We start from the raw sequence: 2,212 nt of genomic DNA, 5'->3' as shown, positions 1-2,212 counted from the left end.
GGATTTCTACCTAATGTAGAGTATGTTTTATATAAATCTGTAAAATCTAATCCCTCCGTAACTTCAAATAGCAATCTTACTGAATCATCTTCACTTGGTATAAAAGGAACCTGTAATGCGAATCCTATTTGTTGCATAGGAATCACATTTTTTGTGAAGTTTTTCATATTATTACTATGCTCAAAAAAGGAAGTTCAAATTCGAACTTCCTTTTCTTTATCGGCAAATATCAAATTTTTTTGATACAGCCCCTTAATTTCTGCAACTATTATCATAAATGTTTCAGAAACTATAGCTTTAATTTTTACTATTGTCCTTCACATATCTTCTTATAATTTTCTCCCCATTCTACCATAGAATCTAGAATCGGCTTCAAACTATAACCTGTTTCTGTTAAAGTATATTCTACCCTTGGAGGAACTTCAGCATAAACCTTTCTCGTAAGTAGTCCACTGTTTTCCATAGCTCTCAAATTTGAAGTAAGAACTTTTTGAGTTATAGTTCCAAGAGACTTTTTTAATTCCCCAAATCTCTTAGTTCCTGCTAATAAATCGCGAATTATTAATACCTTCCAACGGTCACCAATAAGGCTTAAAGTTACTTCAACTGGACATGGAGGTAAATTTTTATTCATGCTAAAACCCCATCCTTTCACATTAGTATCATAAAGGATACTATAGCACTTTAAAGTGCTTACTATACAATTGATATCATTAGAACTATTATAATCTTGTCAAAAAAAATTTTCAATAAATCAAAAATAAGGGGGCATTCACAATGAATGAAGTAATAAAATTTTTAAATGATAATCCAGTTCAATATTTTTCAACAGTAGGTTTAGATGGCAGACCTAAGGTTCGTCCATTCCAATTCATGCTTGAAAAAGAAGGTAAATTATATTTCTGCACAAATAATGAAAAAGACGTTTATTCTCAAATTCAAAATAATCCTTATGTAGAAATATGTACATCTACTCCAAATTTTGCTTGGATTAGATTAAGTGGTAAGGCTAAATTTACTAAGGATTTAGATATAAAAAAATCTATAATAGAGCATAATCCACTTGTTAAGTCTCTATATCAAAATTCTGAAAATCCAATTTTTGAAGCATTCTACCTTGAAGATGCCAAAGCAACCATTGCAGATTTTAGTGGAAATCCACCTGTAACATATATTCTTTAATATATCTCAATTATTAAGTTAATATTGATATCTACATTGTATACAAATTATAGCTAGGAGAATTAAAATGAGAAAAGAAGAAATACAAAAAGAAATTCTATTCAAAATTTCACAATATGCAAAATCTGTAGATGAAACTGACTTAAATTTAGCATCAAAGGTATGGATGGATTCTGATGAATCTACTTTTATTCATCCTAGAGACCATGAACATGGTTTTGAACAAATAAAAGAAAATTTTTATATTAAAACAATGAGGAATAATTTTTCTAAGAGAAACCTTAATATTTTCGATGTAAATATGCAAATTTTTAAAGACACTGTTATAGCAGAATTTTATTGGCATTTTGTTGCCCAATTTAAAAACACTAAAGAATCTCATGAAACTAAAGGTAGAGAAACACAAGTTTATATCAAAACGGAAGATAATAAATGGAGATTATTTCATGTTCATTATTCAAATATGCCAGTAACAGGAGAAAAAGAGGGATTTTAAAATATCTAGTTTAACATATTAATAATTAATAACTTATATTTTAATTATTTCACTTGTGTTATCATAAAGGTATATAGTTTTTTAAAGGAGTTGTTATTATGATTAAGCACATAATTTTATGGAATTTAAAAGAAGAACATGATAATCTTGAAACTAAACTAAAAATAAAAACTGGATTAGAAGCTTTAATTTCAAAGATTCCTGGAATAGTGGAAATAAAAGTAAACATTGAACCTATCGCAGGCAGTAATGCATCTTTAATGTTAGATAGTACCTTTGAAAATTTAGAAGCTCTTGAGGTATATCAAAAGCACGAAGAACATATTAAAGTTGCTACTTTTGTAAGAAGTGTTGTATCAAATAGAGTATGTATGGACTATGAAATTAAATAAAAAGGGGCTGTATCAAAAAAAATTTGATATTTGCCGATAAAGAAAAGGAAGTTCGAATTTGAACTTCCTTTTTTGCGCATAGTAATAATATGAAAAACTTCACAAAAAATGTGATTCCTATGCAACAAATAGGATTTGCATT

Annotated in this window: 4 protein-coding genes; 3 read left to right on the top strand and 1 reads right to left on the bottom strand. The window is 28.1% G+C overall.

Features of this window, described 5'->3' with window-relative positions:
* Window positions 1-307: 307 nt before the first annotated feature.
* On the bottom strand, window positions 308-634 hold the full coding sequence (locus tag LQE93_RS16645; RefSeq protein WP_186839640.1) for a winged helix-turn-helix transcriptional regulator: 327 nt from the start codon (window positions 632-634) through the stop codon (window positions 308-310).
* 143 nt (window positions 635-777) lie between these two features.
* Between LQE93_RS16645 and LQE93_RS16640 the strand changes: the two genes are divergently transcribed.
* The 3 genes from LQE93_RS16640 to LQE93_RS16630 all read left to right on the top strand — a co-directional run bounded on the left by LQE93_RS16640 (window position 778) and on the right by LQE93_RS16630 (window position 2,070).
* On the top strand, window positions 778-1,182 hold the full coding sequence (locus LQE93_RS16640; protein ID WP_186839641.1) for a pyridoxamine 5'-phosphate oxidase family protein: 405 nt from the start codon (window positions 778-780) through the stop codon (window positions 1,180-1,182).
* Between the two features lie 67 nt (window positions 1,183-1,249).
* Window positions 1,250-1,678 carry a YybH family protein gene (locus LQE93_RS16635; protein ID WP_186839642.1) on the top strand — a complete coding sequence of 143 codons (429 nt, stop codon included), beginning with the start codon at window positions 1,250-1,252 and terminating at the stop codon, window positions 1,676-1,678.
* A 98-nt stretch (window positions 1,679-1,776) separates the two neighbouring features.
* A complete protein-coding gene (locus LQE93_RS16630) occupies window positions 1,777-2,070 on the top strand; it encodes a Dabb family protein (RefSeq protein WP_186839643.1) in 294 nt (97 codons plus the stop codon).
* Window positions 2,071-2,212: the final 142 nt, after the last annotated feature.

Origin of the sequence: Clostridium sp. NSJ-145, from assembly GCF_021044725.1 — a bacterium.
Taxonomy (GTDB): Bacteria; Bacillota; Clostridia; order Clostridiales; family Clostridiaceae; genus Clostridium; species Clostridium disporicum_B.
This window is presented reverse-complemented; position numbering and strand designations above follow the sequence as displayed.

Excerpts from the sequence above, each read along its gene's own strand:
- LQE93_RS16645 (WP_186839640.1), bottom strand. The coding sequence starts at position 634 with ATGAATAAAAATTTACCTCCATGTCCAGTTGAAGTAACTTTAAGCCTT.
- LQE93_RS16640 (WP_186839641.1), top strand. The coding sequence starts at position 778 with ATGAATGAAGTAATAAAATTTTTAAATGATAATCCAGTTCAATATTTT.
- LQE93_RS16635 (WP_186839642.1), top strand. The coding sequence starts at position 1,250 with ATGAGAAAAGAAGAAATACAAAAAGAAATTCTATTCAAAATTTCACAA.
- LQE93_RS16630 (WP_186839643.1), top strand. The coding sequence starts at position 1,777 with ATGATTAAGCACATAATTTTATGGAATTTAAAAGAAGAACATGATAAT.